General features: G+C 72.7%; 19 protein-coding genes and 1 tRNA gene. 19 read left to right on the top strand and 1 reads right to left on the bottom strand.

The genetic code is table 11. The features are described 5' to 3' along the window. The first annotated feature begins 276 nt into the window (after positions 1-276). Genes rimO through V3N99_02060 form a run of 3 tightly spaced genes read left to right on the top strand, consistent with a single transcriptional unit; the run spans position 277 to position 3081 of the window. The gene (gene rimO / locus V3N99_02070) at positions 277-1761 is read left to right on the top strand and encodes a 30S ribosomal protein S12 methylthiotransferase RimO (protein MEO3935521.1); all 1485 of its coding nucleotides are present in this window, start codon (positions 277-279) and stop codon (positions 1759-1761) included. Between the two features lie 22 nt (positions 1762-1783). Continuing rightward, the gene (gene pgsA, locus V3N99_02065) at positions 1784-2560 is read left to right on the top strand and encodes a CDP-diacylglycerol--glycerol-3-phosphate 3-phosphatidyltransferase (GenBank protein MEO3935520.1); all 777 of its coding nucleotides are present in this window, start codon (positions 1784-1786) and stop codon (positions 2558-2560) included. Positions 2561-2577: 17 nt separating this feature from the next. Beyond that, a complete protein-coding gene (locus V3N99_02060) occupies positions 2578-3081 on the top strand; it encodes a CinA family protein (GenBank protein ID MEO3935519.1) in 504 nt (167 codons plus the stop codon). Here V3N99_02060 and V3N99_02055 read toward each other — a convergent pair. Further along, a complete protein-coding gene (locus V3N99_02055) occupies positions 3075-3857 on the bottom strand; it encodes a DUF402 domain-containing protein (GenBank protein MEO3935518.1) in 783 nt (260 codons plus the stop codon). The two genes, V3N99_02060 and V3N99_02055, sit on opposite strands and share 7 nt — an antisense overlap. 66 nt (positions 3858-3923) lie before the next feature. Between V3N99_02055 and hisI the strand changes: the two genes are divergently transcribed. From hisI to V3N99_01975, 16 genes are all read left to right on the top strand, one after another. After that, positions 3924-4331, top strand: a complete 408-nt coding sequence (gene hisI / locus V3N99_02050) for a phosphoribosyl-AMP cyclohydrolase (protein ID MEO3935517.1) — start codon at positions 3924-3926, stop codon at positions 4329-4331. Then, positions 4324-5892 carry an anthranilate synthase component I gene (locus V3N99_02045; GenBank protein MEO3935516.1) on the top strand — a complete coding sequence of 523 codons (1569 nt, stop codon included), beginning with the start codon at positions 4324-4326 and terminating at the stop codon, positions 5890-5892. The genes hisI and V3N99_02045 overlap by 8 nt, the downstream gene beginning before the upstream one ends. Further along, a complete protein-coding gene (locus V3N99_02040; GenBank protein ID MEO3935515.1) occupies positions 5889-6533 on the top strand; it encodes a Trp biosynthesis-associated membrane protein in 645 nt (214 codons plus the stop codon). The genes V3N99_02045 and V3N99_02040 overlap by 4 nt, the downstream gene beginning before the upstream one ends. Positions 6534-6575: 42 nt before the next feature. Beyond that, a complete protein-coding gene (locus V3N99_02035) occupies positions 6576-6887 on the top strand; it encodes an HGxxPAAW family protein (GenBank protein ID MEO3935514.1) in 312 nt (103 codons plus the stop codon). Between the two features lie 168 nt (positions 6888-7055). Further along, a complete protein-coding gene (locus V3N99_02030; protein ID MEO3935513.1) occupies positions 7056-7709 on the top strand; it encodes an RDD family protein in 654 nt (217 codons plus the stop codon). A 19-nt stretch (positions 7710-7728) separates the two neighbouring features. Further along, positions 7729-8193 (top strand): DUF2752 domain-containing protein, encoded by a 465-nt coding sequence (locus V3N99_02025; GenBank protein MEO3935512.1) that lies wholly within the window; start codon positions 7729-7731, stop codon positions 8191-8193. A gap of 49 nt (positions 8194-8242) precedes the next feature. Further along, positions 8243-9073, top strand: coding sequence for an indole-3-glycerol phosphate synthase TrpC (trpC, locus tag V3N99_02020; protein MEO3935511.1), 831 nt, complete (start codon positions 8243-8245; stop codon positions 9071-9073). After that, entirely contained in the window at positions 9070-10329 is a 1260-nt protein-coding gene (gene trpB / locus V3N99_02015) for a tryptophan synthase subunit beta (GenBank protein ID MEO3935510.1), read from the top strand. The genes trpC and trpB overlap by 4 nt, the downstream gene beginning before the upstream one ends. Beyond that, a complete protein-coding gene (gene trpA, locus V3N99_02010; GenBank protein ID MEO3935509.1) occupies positions 10326-11183 on the top strand; it encodes a tryptophan synthase subunit alpha in 858 nt (285 codons plus the stop codon). The genes trpB and trpA overlap by 4 nt, the downstream gene beginning before the upstream one ends. Further along, on the top strand, positions 11180-12091 hold the full coding sequence (gene lgt, locus V3N99_02005) for a prolipoprotein diacylglyceryl transferase (protein ID MEO3935508.1): 912 nt from the start codon (positions 11180-11182) through the stop codon (positions 12089-12091). The genes trpA and lgt overlap by 4 nt, the downstream gene beginning before the upstream one ends. A gap of 159 nt (positions 12092-12250) precedes the next feature. Next, positions 12251-16807 (top strand): glutamate synthase large subunit, encoded by a 4557-nt coding sequence (gltB, locus tag V3N99_02000; GenBank protein ID MEO3935507.1) that lies wholly within the window; start codon positions 12251-12253, stop codon positions 16805-16807. Then, a complete protein-coding gene (locus tag V3N99_01995; GenBank protein MEO3935506.1) occupies positions 16800-18257 on the top strand; it encodes a glutamate synthase subunit beta in 1458 nt (485 codons plus the stop codon). The genes gltB and V3N99_01995 overlap by 8 nt, the downstream gene beginning before the upstream one ends. A 72-nt stretch (positions 18258-18329) precedes the next feature. Next, entirely contained in the window at positions 18330-19787 is a 1458-nt protein-coding gene (gene pyk / locus V3N99_01990) for a pyruvate kinase (protein MEO3935505.1), read from the top strand. A 47-nt stretch (positions 19788-19834) separates the two neighbouring features. Then, a tRNA-Leu gene (locus V3N99_01985) sits at positions 19835-19908 on the top strand. A gap of 34 nt (positions 19909-19942) precedes the next feature. After that, positions 19943-20587 (top strand): response regulator, encoded by a 645-nt coding sequence (locus V3N99_01980; protein MEO3935504.1) that lies wholly within the window; start codon positions 19943-19945, stop codon positions 20585-20587. A gap of 246 nt (positions 20588-20833) precedes the next feature. Beyond that, the gene (locus tag V3N99_01975; GenBank protein ID MEO3935503.1) at positions 20834-21421 is read left to right on the top strand and encodes a GNAT family N-acetyltransferase; all 588 of its coding nucleotides are present in this window, start codon (positions 20834-20836) and stop codon (positions 21419-21421) included. The last annotated feature ends 25 nt before the right edge of the window (positions 21422-21446 follow it).

Here is a 21446-nt window from a genome sequence, read left to right as displayed (position 1 = left end):
AGCCGCCAACCCCTCGGTTGACGTCCGGTTGACGCGTCTTGACGGCGTCTTGACGTCGCGACCCGACCGGTCGGCTCAGCCGTCGAGCGCCGCGAACGTCGCCAGGGACGGACCCCCGCTCGATGCGCTGGCGGGTCGTCTCGGGGGCGGAGTCGGCGGCCGGCACCCGTCGGATCCTGCCACCCACTCCACTCGACGCTGCGTCGCCGCACGTGACGCACGGTGCTCCTGGCGTCGAGCGCGTCGAGCGACCCCGACGGCCCGTAGACTCCCCACGTGACGACCTCGGCCCTTCCTCGGCGCAGTGTCGCCCTCGTGACCCTCGGATGCACCCGGAACGAGGTCGACTCCGAGGAGCTGGCGGGCCGGCTGCAGGCCGAGGGCTGGGACCTCGTCGAGGACGCGGCCGATGCCGACGTCGCCGTGGTCAACACCTGCGGCTTCGTCGAGCAGGCCAAGAAGGACTCCATCGACGCCCTGCTCGAGGCCTCGGACCTCAAGGGCAGCGGCCGTACGCAGGCGGTCGTCGCCGTCGGCTGCCTCGCCGAGCGCTACGGCGAGCAGCTGGCCTCGCAGCTGCCCGAGGCCGACGCCGTGCTCGGCTTCGACTCCTACGCCGACATGTCGAGCCACCTCGCGACCATCCTCGGAGGTGGCAAGGTCGCCTCGCACACCCCGTCGGACCGTCGCCTGCTCCTGCCGCTGTCACCCGTGCAGCGCCAGGACTCGGGCGTGGCGCTGCCCGGTCACGGAGCGGCCGAGCTGCCCAGCTCACGCCCCGTGGACGTCATGATCGAGGGCCCGGTGCCGGCCAGCGGCCCGCGGGTCATCCGCGCCCGTCTCGATGGCCGGCCGTGGGCCCCGCTGAAGATCGCCAGTGGCTGTGACCGACGGTGCTCCTTCTGCGCCATCCCGTCCTTCCGTGGCGCCTTCGTGTCGCGCCGCCCGGCCGACATCCTCGCCGAGGCGCGCTGGCTCGGCCAGCACGACGTCCGCGAGATCTTCCTGGTCAGCGAGAACTCCACGTCCTACGGCAAGGACCTCGGCGACCTCGGCCTGCTCGAGAAGCTGTTGCCCGAGCTGACCGCCGTCGACGGCATCTCGCGCGTGCGCGTCTCCTACCTGCAGCCCGCCGAGATCCGCCCCGGGCTGCTCACGGCCATGGCCGAGACCGCCGGTGTCGTGCCCTACTACGACATCTCGTTCCAGCACGCGTCCGAGACCCTCCTGCGTCGGATGCGGCGCTTCGGCAGCCGCGAGGCCTTCCTCGACCTGCTCGGGCGGGTGCGCGCCACCTCGCCGCAGGCGGGCATCCGCTCCAACGTCATCGTCGGCTTCCCCGGTGAGACCGAGGCCGACGTCGACGAGCTCGAGGCCTTCCTCGAGGCCGCGCGGCTCGACGTCGTCGGGGTGTTCGGCTACTCGGACGAGGACGGCACGGAGGCCGAGACCCTCGACGGCAAGCTGCCCGACGACGTCGTCTCCGACCGGGTCGCCCGCCTCACCGCACTGGTCGAGGAGCTGACGACCCAACGGGCCGAGGAGCGCGTCGGCGAGACCGTCGAGGTGCTCGTCGAGGAGGTCGACGAGGAGACGGGCGAGATCGTCGGTCGGGCCGCCTTCCAGGGCCCCGACGTCGACGGGGTGACCCTGCTCGAGCGGGCTGCCGCCCACCGGGGCACCCCGCCGGCCGTCGGAGACCTCGTGACCGCCGTGGTCACCGCCACCGAGGGGATCGACCTCGTGGCCCGTCCGCTCTGAGCGGTGGCACGATGAGGGCGCGATGAGCGACGTCGACCACGACCACCACGCACCCCGGGCAGCGCTGCCCCCGGTGACGGTGGAGCCTGTCGTCGCGACGCCACCGTTCCCGCTCGCTCCCGCACCACCTCCGGCTCCCGCAGCACCAGCGGCACCAGCGGCACCAGCGGCTCCAGCGGCTCCAGCGGCCCCGAGCGCGTGGAACCTCGCCAACCTCCTCACCGTCGTCCGCATCCTGCTCGTGCCGGTGTTCGGCTGGCTGCTGCTGGCCCACGACGGCGGGCAGACGGCCTACCGGATGGGGGCGTTCGTCGTCTTCGCCGTCGCGGCGATCACCGACCTCGTCGACGGCGACCTGGCGCGTCGCCGCAACAGCGTCACCGATTTCGGCAAGGTCACCGACCCGATCGCCGACAAGGCGCTCACCGGCATGGCCCTCGTCGGGCTGTCCCTGATCGACGAGCTGCCGTGGTGGGTGACCACCGTCTTCCTCGTGCGTGAGGTCGGGGTCACCGTCATGCGCTTCGTCGTCATCCGCCACGGCGTCATGCCGGCGAGCCGCGGCGGCAAGGTCAAGACGGTGCTGCAGGCCTTCGCCCTCGCCATGCTGGTCTTCCCCCCCGACGTGCTGCCCTTCGCGGGGGCCTGGTCGCTCACCGCCCACCTCGTGCTGTGGGTGGCACTCGCCGTGACCGTCGCCACCGGGGTGGACTACGCCGCCAAGGCGCACGTGCTTCGACGCACGAGCGCCCGCGCCGTGGCCAAGCGCGCGGCTCGAGCCGGCGCGCGACGCCCGTGACCGATGCGGGGCCCCACGTGCCCGCCCCCCCCGAGGGGGCGACGCTCGCAGCCGACGTCGTCGCCCGGCTGCGCGCCCGTGGGGAGACGGTCGCCTGCGCCGAGTCGCTGACCGGCGGCCTGCTCACGTCACGGCTGGTCGACGTGCCCGGCGCCTCGGCCGCGGTGCGCGGGGGAGTGGTCGCCTACGCCACCGCGCTCAAGGCCGAGCTGCTGGGTGTCGAGCCTGCGCTGCTGGCCCGCGCCGGCCCGGTGGACCCGGCGGTGGCCGACCAGCTCGCCCGCGGTGTGCGGGCGCGGCTGCACGCCGACTGGGGTCTGGGCACGACGGGGGTCGCGGGCCCCGACCCGCAGGACGGCCACACCGTCGGTACGGTCTACGTCGCGGTCGCCGGCCCCCGCGACGAGAACGTGACCGTGCGCGCCCTGCACCTGCGCGGTGACCGCGCCGCGATCCGCGCGGCCACCGTCGACGCGGTCCTGGTCCTCCTGCTCGACCGTCTCGGCCCCAGCGGTCAGTAGCGGGACTCCTCCGGCCGCAGGGACCGGGGCGCCGATCGCGGCGTCGGGGCCGGCCCGGGCGCCAGGTCGGGAGGCAGCCCCGGCACGACCCACGCCGGGTCGGGGCGCCACGTGCGCCACGGGCCCCACGTCGAGTCGTCCGGCCCGAAGGGCGGCTCACCGGCCGCCACGGCGGCGAGGACGCCGACGGCCTCCTGATGGATGCCGTGGGCCTCCGGAGCGGTCAGCCGCCCTTGCTCGACCGCCGCTGCCAGCTCGTGCTCGTCCTTGAGCCGGCACCTGCCGTCGGGGTCGACCAGCACGTCGAGCACGTGGTCGGTCGAGAGCGTGTGCCGGCCCTGACGCCGGTGCGGCGCCTCGAGGTTGACGTACCACCCGTCGAACTCCCCGTCGGCCCAGAAGAGCCACGCCGACCAGGCGCGGCCGGCCGGGGCGATCCGCAGGGTCCCCTCGCCCTTCCACAGCATCCGCGACTGCACCCGCGGCGCCAGGAACATCCGCTCGACCGGCAGCGAGCGGGTGCTCGACCCGTCGGGCAGGGTGGGGGCGAGGATCGGGGTGCCACCAGCCAGCCAGGCGACCAGCCCTCGCGCGTCGTCGCGCACCACCCGCATCGGGTGCACGGTCTCGGGCTCGCCCGGCTGCCAGTCGTGGCGGCGGTAGTGCCACCAGACGGCGTCACCGGCCGACCAGTAGGGCGGCGACCCCGCCTCGGGCAGCCCCTGGCCCCACGCCGCGGGCCCCTGAGGGTACGTCGGCTGCGAGGGGAGGGGCACGCGACGAACGCTACCCACCGACGCACCGGTCCGCGGGCACCCACCCCGACCCGGCAGAATGACGGGGTGAGCGACTCGACCCCGACCCTCGACCCCACGCTGGCGGCGCTGCTGAAGCGTGACGACGCCGGCCTCGTGGCCGCCGTCGTCCAGCAGCACGACACCGGCGAGGTGCTCATGGTCGGCTGGATGAACGACGAGGCCCTGGCCGCGACCCTCACCCAGGGCCGGGTGACCTTCTGGTCACGCAGCCGGCAGGAGCTGTGGCGCAAGGGCGACACCTCGGGTCACGTGCAGTGGGTGCGCTCGCTCGCGCTCGACTGCGACGGTGACGCCCTGCTCGTGCGCGTCGACCAGGTGGGCGCCGCCTGCCACACGGGTGACCGCACGTGCTTCGAGGCCCAGCCGCTCGAGGCCGTCGTGCTCACCACCCCTGCGCCCACGCAGCCCGACGAGGTGTCCGCCGGTGCCTGACGTCACCGCGGAGACCGCCTGGGGCCAGACGTGGCCCGGCCTCGACCTCTTCTCCGAGCTCGCGCGCACCCGACGCGTCGTCCCCGTCGTGCGTCGGCTGCTCGCCGACGGCGAGACGCCGATCGGGGTCTACCGCAAGCTGGCTCGCGACGCGCCCGGCACCTTCCTGCTCGAGTCCGCCGAGCACGGTGGGGTCTGGTCGCGCTACTCCATCGTGGGTGTGCGCAGCAGCGCCACCCTCACCGAGCGAGGAGGCGAGGCGCACTGGATCGGCGTCCCCCCGGTCGGTGTGCCCACCTCGGGCGACCCCACCGTCGCCCTGCGCGAGACCGTCGCGGCCCTGGCGACCAGCCGCATACCGGGTCTGCCGCCGCTGACCGGCGGCATGGTCGGGGCCATCACCTACGACGCGGTCCGTCGGTGGGAGAAGGTGCCCGACACCGGGGTCGACGAGCTCGGCCTGCCCGAGCTCGGCATGGTCCTCGCCACCGACCTCGCCATCCTCGACCACACCGACGGGTCGCTGCTGCTCGTCGCCAACGCCGTCAACACCGACGACACCGACGAGCGGGTCGAGTGGGCCTGGGCCGACGCGTGCCAGCGTCTCGACCGGATGACGGCCGAGCTGGCCGAGCCGGCCCCCAGCACCGTCGCCGTCGTCGAGCCGGTCGAGGTCGAGGTGTCGAGCAACCAGACGCAGGAGGGCTACCACGACCTCGTCGAGCGCAGCAAGGAGGCGATCCGGGCGGGTGAGGCCTTCCAGATCGTGGTCTCCCAGCGCTTCTCGATGCCGTGCAGCGCCGACGCGCTCGACGTCTACCGGGCGCTGCGCGCAAGCAACCCGAGTCCCTACATGTACCTCCTGAGGCTGGCGCACCCCGACGGCACGACCTACGACGTCGTGGGCTCGAGCCCCGAGGCGCTGGTCAAGGTGACCGGGCGGCGAGCCATCACCCACCCCATCGCCGGCTCGCGCCCCCGGGGCAAGACCCCCGAGGACGACGTCCGAATGGGTGAGGAGCTGCGCGGCGACGCCAAGGAGCGCGCCGAGCACGTCATGCTCGTCGACCTCTCGCGCAACGACCTGCAGCGCGTATGCCGCGCCGGCACGGTCGACACCGTCGAGTTCATGAGCCTGCGGCACTACTCACACATCATGCACCTCGAGTCGACGGTGGTCGGCGAGATCCGCCCCGAGTGCACCGCCTACGACGTGCTGGTCGCGACCTTCCCCGCGGGCACCCTGTCGGGGGCGCCCAAACCGCGCGCCATGCAGCTCATCGACGAGATGGAGGGCAGTCGCCGCGGGGTCTACGGCGGCGTCGTGGGCTACCTCGACTTCGCCGGGGACCTCGACATGGCCATCGCCATCCGCACTGCCGTGCTCCGGGGCGGGCGGGCCCACGTGCAGGCGGGGGCCGGCATCGTGGCCGACAGCGTGCCCCAGCTCGAGTTCGAGGAGACGGAGCACAAGGCGGCCGCCGTGGTGCGCGCGGTGCGCTCGGCTGCGGGGCTGCGGGCTCCGCGGCCGGGGTGGGTGCCGACCGGCGCGTCGTCGTGACGGCCTGGCTCACCAAGCGCCGGGCCGCCCTCGGCCTCCTGCTGCCCAGCCTCGCGGTCGTGATCCTCGGCAGCCGCCCGTGGGTGACCGGCCGCACCAGCGACGTGGTCCTGGCGGGTCGGGGGCTGACGGTGACCGGTGACCAGGCCGCGCCCGGCCTCGTCGCCCTCGGCCTCGTGGCCGTCGCCGCCAGCGTGGCCGTGCTGACGACCGGTCGTCGCCTGCGGCAGGTCTCCTCGGTGCTGCTGACGCTGGCCGCCCTCGGGGCGCTGGCCCTCACCGTCGGCGTCCTGCGTGACCCCTCGGCGGCGCTGTCGGCCGGCAGCGGGCCCGGCGCGGTCGGTGCGGCGTCGGCGACCCCCGGCTCGCTCACCCCGTGGCCCTGGTCGGCCCTCCTGGCGGCCGTCCTCACCACCGTGCTCGGCGCCCTGTCGCTGCCTGCGGGGCGGGGGTGGGAGGGGCTCTCGAGCCGTTTCGAGCGGCCCTCCACGCCGGACGCGGCCCAGGGTCTGGAGCCCGGTGCCGGCGAGGGAGCAGGCGAGGAGCGGACCCACGCGCCCGACCTGCCCCCCGCGGCGACAGCCTGGGACGCCCTGAGCGAGGGACACGACCCGACCGACGACGACCCGGCGACGACCTGACAGGATGAAGGGGCAGAGCACGCACCCGCGAGAGGACCCAGCATGAGCGAGCAGGCCCAGGTCGACGGCCACGCCGTCGTCGAGCACACCGAGAGCCACGGTCACAGCACCGCGGCCTGGACGGGTGTCGGAGGCGTCATGCTGGGCTCCCTGGTGATGTCGCTCGCCGTCATCTTCCCCTCCATCGCATGGTTCGTCATCGGCGCCGTGATCGTGGTCGCCGCCGCCGCAGCCGGCAAGATCCTGTCGCTGGCGGGCTTCGGGGCGCACGCGGCCAAGGCCGGCACCCGCGAGGGCCGGGCCAAGGGCGCCCACGAGCCCGGCTCGAGCCGTCACGACAGCGGCACCTCCTGAGCCGAGCGCGCGGCAGCAGTCCCGCACCCTGGGGGGATCGTGGGTTTTTTCGGGCATTTCCCCTGCGGGACACGCCGCTGGGTCGGTGCGTCGGTGATCGCCACGCGCTAGTGTCCACACCACTCGCGTCCCAGGGGGTCGCACTTCGCTCGAGGAAGGCCAACACCCATGTCCTACGGCACCCCGCCACCCGGAGGTCCGTCCGACTCCGGGGAGAACCCTCCCCAGAACCCTGGCTACGGGTCCGCCCCGCCGCCGCCGCCGGCCTACGGCGCGCCACCGCCCCCGCCGGCCTACGGCGCACCTCAGCCGGCCTACGGCGCACCTCAGCCCCCCTACGGTGGACCGGCCTCCGGCGAGGCTCCGTCCCCCTACGGCCAGGCCCCGCCTCCGTATGGTGCCGCCCCCGGTGGCGCCGCGGGTGCCCTGGCCCAGTGGCCGCAGCGGGCCGTGGGCTGGCTGATCGACTTCGTCGCGCTCTCCATCCCGTTCTACGTCCTGTCGGCGCTGAGCGGCGGCAGAGGCGGGTTCCTCTATGTCCTCGGCGTCCTCTACCTCATCGGCATCTCCGTCTGGAACCGCTACCTGAAGGGCGGGTCCACCGGCCAGACCATCGGTCGTGGAGTGGCCGGCGTGCGCCTGGTGTCGGAGAAGACGGGTGAGCCGATCGGTGCGGTCATGGCGTTCGTGCGTGACCTGGCGCACCTCGTCGACAGCGTCATCTGCTACGTCGGCTGGCTCTTCCCCCTGTGGGACTCCAAGCGTCAGACGCTCGCCGACAAGATCGTCGGCACCGTCGTCGTCGTCGCACCCAAGGCCTGACGGGCACCGTCCCGTCCGCATGGCCGCGTCCGAGCACAGGCCCGCCCTCCTCCACCGCAGCGCCGGTGGGCGAGGGCGGTCTCTCGTCGAGGTGGGTGCCGGGACGGCCGCCCTCGCCGCCGTGCTCGCGCGGCTGCACGCCACGCGTGGCTACGACGTCCTGCCCCTGCTCCCTGTGCCCCTGTGCCCCTTCCACGCGGCGACGGGCCTGTGGTGCCCGGTCTGCGGGAGCCTGCGCGCTGTCGCCTCGCTGACCCGTCTCGACGTCGCCGGGGCGCTGTCGTCCAACCTCCTCGTCACGGCGCTGCTGCCGCTGCTGGCGCTCGCGGTGCTGAGCCCGGCGGTGACCTCCGTCACCGGTCGGCGGGTGCCGGCCCCGACCCTCGACAACCGCGCCTGGGTCGTGCTGGGGGTGGCGTTCTCGGTGTTCACCGTCTGGCGCAACCTGCCCGGCCTGCCGCTGTCGGGCTGGCTGGCCCCCTGAGGCCGGTCCGGGGGGTCGCTCGCGCGTCGTCCCGCGTAGTCTGGGGAGCGTGTCACCTGCTCCCTCCGTCCTTCACGACCTCATCGTCGGTGTCCGGGCCGACCTCGCCGAGCGCGAGGCGCTCGTGAGCCGCGACGACCTCCAGCGCCGCCTGCCCGACGTGGCCCCGGCGATCGACGCCACGACCGCCCTCCGTCGGGCTCGGGGGCTCGCCGTCGTCGCGGAGGTCAAGCGGTCGAGCCCGAGCAAGGGCGCCCTCGCCCCCATCGCGGACCCGGCGGCGCTCGCCGCGTCGTATGCGGCAGGCGGGGCCACGGCCGTGAGCGTGCTCACCGAGCGACACCGCTTCGGCGGCAGCCTCGACGACCTCGCGGCGGTGCGCGCCGCGGTGCGGGTGCCGGTCCTGCGCAAGGACTTCATGGTGACCCCGTACCAGATCGACGAGTCGCGCGCCTGGGGTGCCGACCTCGTCCTGCTCATCGTCGCGGCCCTCGCCCAGGCCGACCTCGTGGCGATGCGCGAGCAGGCCGAGGCGCTCGGCATGACCGCCCTCGTCGAGGTGCACGACGAGGAGGAGACGCGTCGGGCGCTCGACGCGGGGGCCACGGTCGTCGGTGTCAACGCCCGCAACCTCAAGACCCTCGAGGTCGACCGCTCCACGTTCGCCCGACTGCGCCCGCTGGTGCCCGACGACGTCGTCACCATCGCCGAGTCGGGGGTGCGCGACCTCGCCGACGTCCAGGCGTACGCCGATGCCGGCGCGCGCGGCGTGCTCGTGGGGGAGGCCCTCGTCACCGGGGGCACCCCGACCCGGACCGTGGCGGACTTCGCCGCGGTCGTGCCCAACCTCGTCCCGCAGACCGTGGAGGTGGCCCGATGACCACGACCGAGCTCACGCAGGCAGCACCCACCCCGGCCGCCGCGCCCACCCCTGGGCGCTTCGGCGACTTCGGCGGTCGCTACGTGCCCGAGGCCCTCATCCCAGCGCTGGAGCAGCTCGACGAGGTGCGGCGCAAGGCGATGGTCGACCCCGAGTTCGTCGGTGAGCTCGAGCGGCTGCACCGCACCTACACCGGCCGGCCCAGCATCATCACCGAGGTGCCCCGCTTCGCCGAGCACGCAGGCGGGGCCCGGATCATCCTCAAGCGCGAGGACCTCAACCACACCGGCTCGCACAAGATCAACAACGTGCTCGGGCAGGCCCTGCTCGCCAGGCGCATGGGCAAGCAGCGGGTCATCGCCGAGACCGGCGCCGGCCAGCACGGCGTGGCCACTGCCACGGCGGCCGCGCTGCTGGGGCTGGACTGCGTCGTCTACATGGGCAAGGTCGACACCGAGCGCCAAGCGCTCAACGTCGCCCGCATGCGCCTGCTGGGGGCCGAGGTCGTGGCCGTCGACAACGGCAGCCAGACCCTGAAGGACGCCGTCAACGAGGCGTTGCGCGACTGGGTCGCCAACGTCGACGACACCCACTACGTGCTCGGCACCGTCACCGGTCCGCACCCCTTCCCCGAGATGGTCCGCGACTTCCACCGCGTCATCGGGGTGGAGGCGCGCGCCCAGGTCCTCGACCTCGTGGGGCGCCTGCCGGACGTCGTCCTGGCCTGCATCGGTGGTGGCTCCAACGCGATCGGCATCTTCCACCGCTTCCTCGACGACACCCAGGTGCGCCTCGTCGGTCTCGAGGCGGCCGGGGCCGGGATCACGACCGGCAAGCACGCCGCTCGATTCGCCGCGGGCGAGAAGGGCGTCCTGCACGGGGCCTTCACCTACGTCATGCAGGACGCCGACGGCCAGACCGTCGAGTCCCACTCGATCTCGGCCGGTCTCGACTACCCGAGCGTCGGGCCCGAGCACTCCCACCTGCTCGACAGCGGCCGGGCGGAGTACCGCGCCGTCACCGACGTCGAGGCCATGGAGGCGTTCCAGCTGCTGTGCCGCACCGAGGGCATCATCCCGGCCATCGAGTCAGCCCACGCCCTCGCCGGCGCCATGCAGGTCGGCCGCGAGCTCGGGCCCGACGCGGTGCTGCTGGTGAACCTCTCCGGCCGCGGCGACAAGGACGTGCACACCGCCGCGAAGTACTTCGGCATGCTCGACGACGAGCAACTCTCGCAGGCCGGGGCCCAGGTGTGAGCGGCGTCTCCGAGGTCCTGGCCGCCTGCCGCGCCGAGGGTCGCGCGGCGCTCATCGGCTACCTGCCCGTGGGCTACCCCGACGTGCCGGGGTCGATCGAGGCCATGGTCGCGATGGTCGAGGCGGGTGTCGACATCGTCGAGGTCGGCGTGCCCTACAGCGACCCGCTGATGGACGGCCCCGTCATCCAGCGGGCGGTCGAGGCCGCGCTCGCCGGCGGGTCGCGCGTGGTCGACGTGCTCGACGCCACCGCGGCCGTGCGCGACGCCGGGGCGCCGTCGCTGGTGATGACCTACTGGAACCTCGTGCTGCGCCGGGGGGTCGACGGCTTCGCCGCCGAGCTCGCCGCCAGCGGGTGCTCCGGGCTGATCACCCCCGACCTGATCCCCGACGAGGCCGGCGCCTGGATCGCGGCCGCCGACGCCCACGACCTCGACCGCGTCTTCCTCGTGGCGCCCAGCTCGACCCCCGAGCGACTGGCCACCGCCACCTCCGCGAGCCGCGGCTTCGTCTACGCCACGTCCGTGATGGGGGTGACCGGCACGCGTACGACGGTCGGCAACGCCGCCGAGGGGCTCGTGGCCCGCACCCGCGAGGTCACCGACCTGCCGGTGTGCGTGGGCCTGGGTGTCTCGACCGGTGAGCAGGCCGCCGACGTCGGCCGGTTCGCCGACGGGGTGATCGTCGGGTCGGCCCTGGTGCGGTGCCTCCTGGAGGCACCCGACCGGGCGAGCGGCATCCGGGCCCTGCGTGAGCTGGTCGCCGAGCTCGCGGCGGGCGTGCGGGCCGGTGGGGCGCAGCGCGCCGCCCACGCGGCGAGCGCCCGGTCGACCACGGCGGGTGCACCGGCGTGAGCCTGCTGACGGGCCTGGCCCCCACCGTGCTGCCGAGCCCGACGTCGGGCGTCTGGCACCTCGGTTTCTTCCCCGTGCGGGGCTATGCCATGTGCATCCTCGCGGGCATCGTCATCGCCGTCTGGATCACCCAGAAGCGGCTCTCCGACCGCGGCGGGCGCGCTGGGCTGGCCCTCGACATCGCGGCCTGGGCGGTGCCCTTCGGCATCCTCGGTGGCCGGCTCTACCACCTGATCACCTCGCCGCAGGCCTACTTCGGAGAGGGCGGTCACCCGCTCGACGCGTTCAAGATCTGGAACGGTGGCCTGGGCATCTGGGGCGCGGTCGCCCTCGGTGCGGTGGGGGCCTGGATCGGGTGCCGGAAGCAGGGCATCCCGCTCGCGGTCTTCGGTGACTGCGCCGCCCCCGGCATCCTGCTCGCGCAGGGCATCGGTCGGTGGGGCAACTGGTTCAACAACGAGATCTACGGCGGCCCGACGAGCCTGCCCTGGGGTCTCGAGATCCACCAGTGGGACGCGGCCGAGGGTCATGCCGTGCTCGACGCCGCCGGGCAGCCGGTCGTGCTCGGCACCTACCAGCCGACCTTCCTGTACGAGTCGATCTTCTGCCTCGTGCTGGCCCTCGCGCTCGTGCTGCTCGACCGTCGGGTCACCCTGCGCGCAGGGCAGGTGCTGGCGCTGTACATCGCCGGCTACCCGATCGGTAGAGTGGTGCTGGAGTTCATGCGCACCGACGACGCCAACCACATCCTGGGTCTGCGGGTCAACGTGTGGGTGAGCCTGATCGTGTTCCTCCTCGGAGCCGCGATGTTCGTCCTCTTCGGCCGCCGATCGCGGCCCTCCGAGCTCGAGAGCCTCCCGACCCCGGGTCCTGACGCCCCCGCTACGGCGTCTCGCGCCCTGGACTGACGTCGTACCAGGCCTGAGTCCCGGCTGGATGACGGTTATTGTGTGCCCACCGGCCATCGCCGCCCGGCTCATGCCAGAGGTGTCTGCGCATGCCATCACCAAGGATCCGCGGCGGCTTCACCCGTGCCCGGTCCGACACCTGAAGGACGGTGAACCGCGTTGGTCTCCTCGCGCCCCCTGTTCACGGCCCAGCCGACCGATACCGGCCTCTACCGCCGCGACCTCGAGCACGACGCCTGTGGCGTCGCCATGGTCGCGACGATGCGCGGCAGCGCGGGCCACGACATCGTGGAGCACGCGCTGACGGCGCTGCGCAACCTCGACCACCGCGGCGCGACCGGGGCCGACCCGTCGGTCGGTGACGGAGCCGGCATCCTGACCCAGGTGCCTGACGCGTTCCTGCGCAGCGTCGTGCCCTTCCCCCTGCCGGCGGCCGGGGCGTATGCCGTGGGCCTCGCGTTCCTCCCGCCGGACGCGACCCAGCGGGCGCAGGTCGTCGCCGACATCGAGGCGCTGGCCGCCGAGGAGTCGATGAAGGTCCTCGGGTGGCGCGACGTGCCGGTCGTCGCCGACCTCGTCGGTCAGGCTGCCCGCGCGTGCATGCCGCACTTCGCCCAGCTCTTCGTCACCTCGTCGGTGGGTCGCCAGGTCGGGGTGGGGCTCGACCGCTATGCGTTCTGCCTGCGCAAGCGCGCCGAGCGCGAGACGGACGTCTACTTCGCCTCACTCTCCTCGCGCACGCTGGTCTACAAGGGCATGCTGACGACCGGTCAGCTCGAGCCGTTCTTCCCGGACCTGTCCGACCGGCTCTACGAGACCGAGCTGGCGCTCGTCCACTCGCGCTTCTCGACCAACACGTTCCCCTCGTGGCCCCTGGCCCACCCCTACCGCTTCATCGCCCACAACGGCGAGATCAACACCGTCAAGGGCAACCGCAACTGGATGCGGGCGCGAGAGAGCCAGCTCACCTCCGACATCATCCCCGGCGACCTCAAGCGGGTCTTCCCGGTCTGCACGCCCGACGCCTCCGACTCGGCGAGCTTCGACGAGGTGCTCGAGCTGCTGCACCTCGGTGGCCGCTCCCTGCCGCACTCGGTCCTGATGATGATCCCCGAGGCGTGGGAGAACAACGGGGCGATGGACCCGGCCCGACGCGCCTTCTACGAGTTCCACTCCACCTTCATGGAGCCCTGGGACGGCCCGGCCTGCGTCACCTTCACTGACGGCACCCTCATCGGTGCGGTGCTCGACCGCAACGGCCTGCGCCCCGGGCGCTACGCGGTGACGGACGACGGACTGGTCGTCCTCGCGTCCGAGTCGGGGGTCCTCGACCTGCCGGCCGAGACCATCGTCAAGCGCGGGCGGCTGCAGCCCGGCAAGATGTTCCTCGTCGACACCGAGCACGGCCGCATCATCGGTGACGAGGAGATCAAGTCGGGGCTGGCGTCGCGCCACCCCTACGACGAGTGGCTGCACGCCGGCGTCATCGAGCTCAAGGACCTGCCCGAGCGCGAGCACATCGTGCACACCGCGTCGTCCGTGGCCCGTCGGCAGCAGACGTTCGGCTACACCCAGGAGGAGCTGCGCATCCTCCTGACGCCGATGGCCCGCACCGGGGGAGAGGCCCTCGGCTCGATGGGGACCGACTCGCCCATCGCCGTGCTCTCGAGCCGACCCCGCCTGGTCTTCGACTACTTCACCCAGCTCTTCGCGCAGGTGACCAACCCTCCGCTCGACGCGATCCGCGAGGAGCTCGTCACCTCGCTGGGCACGACCATCGGGCCCGAGGGCAATGCCCTCTCCGCATCGGCGGCGCACGCCCGCCTGGTGCACCTGCCCTTCCCCGTCATCGACAACGACGAGCTGGCCAAGATCGTCCACATCAACGCCGACGGCGACCTGCCGGGCTACGCCACGCACGTGGTGCAGGGCCTGTACGACGTGACCGGCGGCGCCGGGGCGATGGAGGCCCGGCTCGAGGCGATCTTCGCCGAGACCTCGCAGGCGATCCGCCGGGGGGCCCGCTTCGTCGTGCTCTCCGACCGCGACTCGGGACGAGACCTCGCCCCGATCCCGTCGCTGCTGCTCACCTCGGCCGTGCACCACCACCTGATCCGCGAGAAGACCCGCACCCAGGTCGGGCTGCTCGTCGAGGCCGGTGACGTGCGGGAGGTGCACCACGTCGCCCTGCTCGTCGGCTACGGCGCGGCCGCGGTCAACCCCTACCTCGCCATGGAGAGCGTGGAGGAGCTCGTCCGCTCCGGCACGATCTCGGGCGTCACCCCCGAGCTGGCGGTCAAGAACCTCATCAAGGCCCTCGGCAAGGGCGTCCTCAAGGTGATGTCCAAGATGGGCATCTCCACGGTGGCGTCCTACCGCGGGGCGCAGGTCTTCGAGGCGATCGGTCTCGCGCAGGACCTCGTCGACCGCTACTTCACCGGCACGGTCAGCCAGCTCGGCGGGATCGGGCTCGACGTGGTCGCCGACGAGGTCGCCGCCCGGCACGCGTCGGCCTACCCGCCCGAGGGCATCCACCAGGCCCACCGCAAGCTGTGGGTGGGCGGCGAGTACCAGTGGCGCCGCGAGGGCGAGCCGCACCTGTTCGACCCCGACACGGTCTTCCGGCTGCAGCACTCGACCCGCCAGCGGCGCTACGACATCTTCAAGCAGTACACCGCCCGCGTCGACGAGCAGTCGACCCGCCTGATGACGCTGCGGGGGCTCTTCGAGTTCACCGACGCCGCCGTGAGCGGGCGCGAGCCCCTCGCGATCGACGAGGTCGAGCCGGTCTGCGAGATCGTCAAGCGCTTCTCCACCGGCGCCATGAGCTACGGCTCGATCAGCCAGGAGGCCCACGAGAACCTCGCGATCGCGATGAACCGTCTGGGCGGCAAGTCCAACACCGGTGAGGGCGGTGAGGACGAGGACCGCCTGCTCGACCCGGCCCGGCGGTCGGCGATCAAGCAGGTGGCCTCGGGCCGCTTCGGGGTGACCAGCCTCTACCTCACCGAGTCCGACGACATCCAGATCAAGATGGCGCAGGGCGCGAAGCCGGGGGAGGGCGGGCAGCTGCCCGGGCCCAAGGTCTACCCGTGGGTGGCCAAGACCCGGCACAGCACGCCCGGTGTGGGGCTCATCTCGCCGCCGCCGCACCACGACATCTACTCCATCGAGGACCTGGCCCAGCTGATCCACGACCTCAAGAACGCGAACCCGCAGGCGCGGGTGCACGTCAAGCTGGTGTCCGAGGTCGGCGTGGGCACGGTCGCGGCGGGGGTCTCGAAGGCGCACGCCGACGTGGTGCTCGTCTCGGGCCACGACGGTGGCACCGGCGCCTCGCCGCTGACGTCCCTCAAGCACGCCGGGGCGCCGTGGGAGCTCGGCCTGGCCGAGACCCAGCAGACGCTGCGCCTCAACGGCCTACGGGACCGGATCGTCGTGCAGACCGACGGCCAGCTGAAGACCGGCCGCGACGTCGTCATCGCGGCCCTACTCGGCGCCGAGGAGTTCGGCTTCGCCACCGCCCCGCTCGTGGTCTCGGGCTGCATCATGATGCGGGTCTGCCACCTCGACACGTGCCCCGTCGGTGTCGCCACGCAGAACCCCGACCTGCGGGCGCGCTTCTCGGGCAAGCCCGAGTTCGTCGAGACCTTCTTCGAGTACATCGCGCAGGAGGTGCGCGAGCTGCTCGCGCAGCTCGGTTTCCGCTCGGTCCGCGAGGCCGTCGGCCACGTCGAGGCGCTCCACACCGAGAAGGCCGTCCAGCACTGGAAGGCCGCCGGCCTCGACCTCGCGCCGATCCTCACCCAGGTCCAGGACCCGACCGGTGGCACCCCCTACAACTCCGCGGTGCAGGACCACGGGCTCGAGAAGGCGCTCGACCACCAGCTCATCGCCATGGCGCAGCCGGCGCTGCGCGACGGTGAGCAGGTGCGGGGCTCGCTGGCCGTGCGCAACGTCAACCGCACGGTGGGCACGATGCTCGGGCACGAGATCACCAAGGCGCACCCCCACGGCCTGCCGGACGGCACGATCGAGCTGACGCTCACCGGGTCGGGCGGCCAGTCGTTCGGGGCGTTCCTGCCCCGGGGCCTGACCCTGGTGCTCGAGGGCGACTCCAACGACTACGTCGGCAAGGGCCTGTCCGGTGGGCGCATCATCGTGCGGCCGCAGCCGGGGGCCCGGCTCACGGCCGAGGCCAACGTCATCGCCGGCAACGTCATCGGCTACGGCGCCACCGCGGGCGAGATCTTCCTCCGTGGACAGGTGGGCGAGCGGTTCTGCGTGCGCAACTCCGGCGCCGTCGCGGTCGTCGAGGGGGTCGGGGACCACGGCTGCGAGTACATGACCGGAGGCATCGCGGTCGTCCTCGGGGCGACCGGGCGCAACTTCGCCGCTGGCATGTCGGGCGGAGTGGCCTACGTGCTCGACCTGGACCCGGGCCTGGTCAACACCGAGCTGGTCGACCTGCTCCCGCTGCGCGAGTCCGACGCCACGACCCTCGAGGAGCTGCTGCGCCGACACCTGCGCTGGACCGACTCGACCGTCTCCGGCCGTCTCCTGCAGGACTGGGACGCCAGCCGGGCCCGTTTCACCCTCGTCCTTCCCCGCGACTACCAGCGCGTCCTCGACGTGCGTGCCCGAGCCGAGGCCGAGGGCCTCGACCTGCAGGGCGCGCAGGTCTGGGACCGGATCATGGAGGCTTCCCGTGGCTGACCCCCAGGGTTTCTTGAAGGTGCGCGAGCGCGAGCTCCCGACCCGGCGCCCCGTCCCCGTGCGGATCCGTGACTGGAAGGAGGTCTACGAGGAGCAGGAGCTGGGGCAGCTGCAGCGCCAGGCCGGTCGCTGCATGGACTGCGGCATCCCCTTCTGCCACAACGGGTGCCCGCTGGGCAACCTCATCCCGGAGTGGAACGACCTCGCCTGGCGAGGTGACTGGCAGGAGGCGATCGAGCGGCTGCACGCGACCAACAACTTCCCCGAGTTCACCGGTCGCCTCTGCCCGGCGCCCTGCGAGACCGCGTGCGTGCTGGGCATCAACCAGCCCGCCGTGACGATCAAGCAGGTCGAGGTCACCACCATCGAGCAGGCGTTCCAGGCCGGGGCCGTCACCCCGCAGCCACCGGAGCGGCTCTCGGGCAAGACCGTGGCCGTCGTGGGCTCGGGCCCGGCCGGCCTCGCGGTCGCCCAGCAGCTGACCCGCGCCGGCCACACCGTCGCCGTCTACGAGCGGGAGGCCAAGCCCGGCGGGCTGCTGCGCTACGGCATCCCGGAGTTCAAGATGGAGAAGTCGGTCCTCGACCGGCGGCTGGCCCAGATGGAGGCCGAGGGAACCCGCTTCCGCAGCGGGGTCGCGGTCGGTGACGAGATCACCGGCAAGCAGCTGCAGGACCGGTACGACGCGGTCGTGCTCGCCGTCGGCTCGACGGTGCCGCGCGACCTCGCCGTCCCCGGTCGTGAGCTGGGTGGCATTCACCAGGCGATGGAGTACCTCCCGCCCGCCAACCTCGTCGCGCTCGGCGAGAGCGTGGAGGGCCAGATCCTCGCGACCGGCAAGGACGTCGTCATCATCGGCGGCGGCGACACCGGGGCCGACTGCCTGGGCACGGCCACGCGTCAGGGTGCCCGGTCGGTGACCCAGCTCGAGATCATGCCGCGCCCGCACGAGGAGCGTCCCGGCTCGCAGCCCTGGCCGACCTACCCCATGACCTACCGGATCGCCAGCGCGCACGAGGAGAACGGCGAGCGGGTCTACGCGGTCAACACCGAGGAGGCCCTCGGCGACGCCGACGGCAACGTGCGGGCGCTGCGCCTGTCTGAGGTCGAGCTGAAGGACGGCCGGTTCGTGCCCGTCGAGGGCAGCGGGAAGGAGCTCCCGGCCCAGCTCGTCCTGCTGGCCATGGGCTTCCTCGGGCCGCAGAAGGTCGGTGTCGTCGAGCAGCTCGGGGTCGAGCTGGACGAGCGCACCAACGTGCGTCGCGACGCGTCGTACATGACCTCGGTGCCGGGGGTCTTCGTCGCGGGCGACGCCGGGCGTGGCCAGTCGCTCATCGTCTGGGCCATCGCCGAGGGTCGGGCCTGCGCCCACGGGGTCGACCAGTGGCTGATGGGTGCGAGCCAGCTGCCGCGGCCGATCGAGCCCACGGACCGGCCGCTGAGCGTCTGAGGCGAGGTAGGCGCCGGTCTCACCGATGGCCCCGGATGAGACCTGCGTCACCTCTACGCCTAGGCTGACGGCATGCGTCGCGCCAAGATCGTCTGCACCCTCGGCCCCGCCACCTCGTCCACGAGGCAGGTCCGCAAGCTCGTCGAGGCCGGCATGGACATCGCCCGCCTCAACCTCTCCCACGGTGAGTACGCCGTCCACGAGGAGGTCTACCGCGCCGTGCGCGCGGCGAGCGACGCGACCGGCCGGGCGGTCGGTGTCCTCGTCGACCTCCAGGGTCCGAAGATCCGCACGGGGCGCTTCGCCGACGGCCCCATCTCGCTGGCTCCCGGTGACCCCTTCACGATCACCATCCTCGACGTGCCCGGTGACAGCCGCCGGGTGAGCACCACCTACAAGGGCATGACGGGCGACGTCACGCCGGGCGACCTGCTGCTCATCGACGACGGCAAGGTCACCCTGCGGGCCGTCGAGGTCACCGACACCGACATCGTCACCGAGACGGTCGAGGGCGGCGTGATCTCCAACAACAAGGGCATCAACCTGCCTGGGGTCGCGGTGAGCGTGCCGGCGATGTCGGACAAGGACCGGGCTGACCTGCGCTGGGCCCTCGCGCTGCGCGCCGACATGATCGCGCTCTCGTTCGTGCGCTCCGCCGACGACATCAAGGAGGTGCACGCGATCATGGACGAGGTCGGCATCCGCCTGCCCGTCATCGCGAAGATCGAGAAGCCGCAGGCGGTCGAGAACCTCCGCGAGATCATCGAGGTCTTCGACGGCGTCATGGTGGCGCGCGGCGACCTCGGGGTCGAGCTGCCCCTCGAGGACGTCCCCATCGTGCAGAAGCGGGCGATCGAGATCGCCCGCCAGAACGCCAAGCCGGTCATCGTGGCGACGCAGGTGCTCGAGTCGATGATCGAGAACTCCCGTCCCACCCGGGCCGAGGCCAGCGACTGCGCCAACGCCGTCCTCGACGGCGCCGACGCCATCATGCTGTCCGGCGAGACCAGCGTGGGGGCGTGGCCGATCCAGGCCGTCAGCACGATGGCGCGCATCATCCAGAGCACCGAGGACCACGGCCTCGAGCGCATCCTTCCCCTCGGCACCCGTCCGCACAGCAAGGGCGGGGCCGTGACCTGGGCGGCCGTCGAGATCGGCGAGCTGCTCGGAGTCACCTACCTCGTGACCTTCACGCAGTCGGGTGACTCCGCGCTGCGCCTGGCTCGCATCCGCCCGAAGATCCCCATGCTGGCCTTCACCCCGCTGCAGGACACCCGCTCCAAGCTGGCGCTCGTCTGGGGCATCGAGACCTTCCTGGTGCCGATGGCGCGCCACACCGACCAGATGGCCCTCGAGGTCGACAACTCGCTGCTCGCCTCGGGCCGCGCGCAGGAGGGCGACCTGGTGATCATCGTGGCGGGGTCACCCCCCGGCATCCCCGGCTCGACGAACGCCCTGCGGGTGCACCGCATCGGCGACGCCAAGAACCGGGTGGCCCCGGCCTACGAGGACTTCTCGCGCGTCGAGTGAGCCCTGGAGTTGGGGCCGGGCAGCGGCGCTCGCTACTCTTCGCCTGCGCCCCGGTATCCCAACCGGCAGAGGAAGCGGTCTCAAACACCGTCCAGTGTGGGTTCGAATCCCACCCGGGGCACTGCGCACCGCCCGGACCCCGATAAACTCCCGCCATGACGACGAGCGCTGCGGCGGAGCAGGGACCCGACACGGTGGGCACGACCGACCAGGGCGCGGATGACGGGCGCCTGCGCATCGTCGTCGCCGAGGACGAGGCGCTGATCCGGCTCGACCTCGCCGAGATGCTGGGCGAGGGTGGCTACGACGTGGTCGGGCAGGCCAGCGACGGTGAGCAGGCGGTCGAGCTCACCCGTGAGCACCGCCCCGACCTCGTCATCATGGACGTCAAGATGCCCGTCCTCGACGGCATCAGCGCAGCCGAGATCATCGGCAAGGAACAGCTCGCCCCGGTGGTCATGCTCACCGCCTTCAGCCAGAAGGAGCTCGTCGAGAGGGCCCGCGACGCGGGTGTCATGGCCTACATCGTCAAGCCCTTCACCCAGGCCGACCTCGCTCCGGCCATCGACATCGCCCGCTCGCGCTGGACGCAGATGAGGGCCCTCGAGAGCGAGATCGCCGACCTCGGGGAGCGCCTCGAGACGCGCAAGGCCGTCGACCGGGCCAAGGGCGTGCTGATGACGCAGCTGAAGCTGAGCGAGGCCGAGGCCTTCCGGTGGATCCAGAAGACCGCGATGGACCGTCGTCTCGGCATGCGCGAGGTGGCCGACGCCGTGATCACCGGCCTGCCGAAGAAGTAGCAGACCGGCAGCGAAGAGGGCCTCCGGCCAGCGGGAAGCGCGTCCAGCGGCCTCTGGCACCACCAATTTCGCGTTTCCTCTATCGGTGGCGTCGGCCGTGGTCCTAGAGTCGGGGCAACCCGAGCGACATCCGGGCCCGCCGTCGGGGGACGGCACGACGACGGCGCCACCCTGCCTTGGTGCCGTCGTCCGCCACGCACCCGACCCGCAGGTGCACGGTCCCTCTTCTGCCCCAGGAGGCTCGCCTTGGCTCGACCCCAGATCCTCGTCCGCCGGGTCACCCCCGGTCAGCACCAGGACCTCGTCGACCTGTGGGTCGCCCATCGGGCCGAGACCGGCGCGAGCCCGGAGGCCACGGCGCGGATGGTGGCCGAGGGCACCGTCGTCTCGAGCCTCGAGCGCCCCGGGGTCGTCGCCCTCATGGCCCTGGCCGACTCCCGTCCGGTCGGTTACCTCGTGCTGTCCGACACGACCGCCGGGGTCTTCGTCGACGCCCACTGCGTCGCCGTGGACCAGCTCTTCGTGAGCAGCACCTGGCGCAAGCACGGCATCGCCCGGCACCTGCTCTCGGCCGTCGCCGCCCACGCCGACCGGGTGGGAGCCGAGCAGATCGTGGGTCACGTGCCGGCCGGCCAGCGCGATGCCAACCGGTTCTTCGCGCGCCTCGGCTTCACGCCGACCGTCGTGCGGCGCGTCACCACGCCGAGAGCGCTGCACCGTCGCCTCGCCGGGGGCAGCGAGCAGCAGGCGTCCCTGGGCACGCTCGAGCAGGTGCTGCGTCGGCGTCGCTCCGCCCGGGTGCGGGCCGTGCAGGGCACCGTCGGCGGGCTCTGAGCCCGTCATCGGTGCTGTCGGTGCG

It is taken from the genome of Dermatophilaceae bacterium Soc4.6 (assembly GCA_039889245.1).
Lineage (GTDB): Bacteria > Actinomycetota > Actinomycetes > Actinomycetales > Dermatophilaceae > Lapillicoccus.
The sequence above is the reverse complement of the archived record's forward strand: the minus strand, read 5'-3'. Positions and strand labels throughout refer to the sequence as shown.

Excerpts from the sequence above, each read along its gene's own strand:
- V3N99_02035 (MEO3935514.1), top strand. The coding sequence starts at position 6,576 with ATGAGCGAGCAGGCCCAGGTCGACGGCCACGCCGTCGTCGAGCACACC.
- trpB (MEO3935510.1), top strand. The coding sequence starts at position 9,070 with ATGACCACGACCGAGCTCACGCAGGCAGCACCCACCCCGGCCGCCGCG.
- pgsA (MEO3935520.1), top strand. The coding sequence starts at position 1,784 with ATGAGCGACGTCGACCACGACCACCACGCACCCCGGGCAGCGCTGCCC.
- pyk (MEO3935505.1), top strand. The coding sequence starts at position 18,330 with ATGCGTCGCGCCAAGATCGTCTGCACCCTCGGCCCCGCCACCTCGTCC.
- V3N99_02030 (MEO3935513.1), top strand. The coding sequence starts at position 7,056 with ATGTCCTACGGCACCCCGCCACCCGGAGGTCCGTCCGACTCCGGGGAG.
- V3N99_02025 (MEO3935512.1), top strand. The coding sequence starts at position 7,729 with ATGGCCGCGTCCGAGCACAGGCCCGCCCTCCTCCACCGCAGCGCCGGT.
- V3N99_01980 (MEO3935504.1), top strand. The coding sequence starts at position 19,943 with ATGACGACGAGCGCTGCGGCGGAGCAGGGACCCGACACGGTGGGCACG.